The following is a 712-nucleotide window of genomic DNA, read 5'->3' on the forward strand; positions in this document are numbered from 1 at the left end:
AATAAATATCCTCCGGCATAGCCGGAGGTTTTTCATGTGCGCCTATAAGGCTCTGTTACCAGCCGCGCCCTAGCAGGCGCATCGCGATCTGACATTTGCATCTATGGATTACTTACGGCCCGTAAACGGGCTACCTGGATACGGGATCGAGAGTTGCTCTCCCAATTTGTCCTGCTCCAGTTGGTGCTTTATGTATTCCTGTATCTTCGATGTATTTTTACCCACCGTATCCACATAATACCCCCGACACCAGAACTCGCGATTTCGGTATTTGAACTTCAAATCCCCAAACTGCTCATAAAGCATCAGGCTGCTTTTTCCCTTCAGATACCCCATAAAGCTCGACACGCTTATCTTCGGTGGGATCTCCAGAAGCATGTGGATATGATCTACACAGCATTCCGCTTCCAGGATGTTCACGTTTTTCCACTCACACAGCTTTCTTAATATGCCACCTACCGCCCTACGTTTCTCTCCGTAGAACACCTGTCTTCTGTATTTCGGCGCAAAAACTATATGATATTTACAGTTCCATCGGGTGTGCGCTAAGCTCTTTTCGTCCCCCATTGGGACCCCCTTTTGATTTCTTGTTTAACTTTTGCAGTTGCCAGACCGCAAGCTGTTTTAACAAATCAAAAGGGGTTTTGATAACTGGCTCAAAGCTGAAAGCTTTACGGAACCCCCAGCCTAGCTGGGGGTTTTCTGTGCACAA

General features: G+C 47.2%; 2 protein-coding genes. Both read right to left on the reverse strand.

Annotated features, from left to right (window positions below; genetic code table 11):
* Positions 1-108: 108 nt before the first annotated feature.
* Complete coding sequence (gene tnpA / locus ACG0Z5_RS23810) at positions 109-567, reverse strand: IS200/IS605 family transposase (protein WP_394451641.1); 459 nt, start codon at positions 565-567, stop codon at positions 109-111.
* Positions 524-712, reverse strand: a 189-nt coding sequence (locus tag ACG0Z5_RS23815) for a hypothetical protein (RefSeq protein ID WP_394451643.1), incomplete at its 5' end; no start/stop codon positions are given. The genes ACG0Z5_RS23815 and tnpA, both read right to left, overlap by 44 nt.

The sequence above is a fragment of the Scandinavium sp. M-37 genome, assembly GCF_043558715.1.
Taxonomy (GTDB): domain Bacteria; phylum Pseudomonadota; class Gammaproteobacteria; order Enterobacterales; family Enterobacteriaceae; genus Scandinavium; species Scandinavium vulneris_A.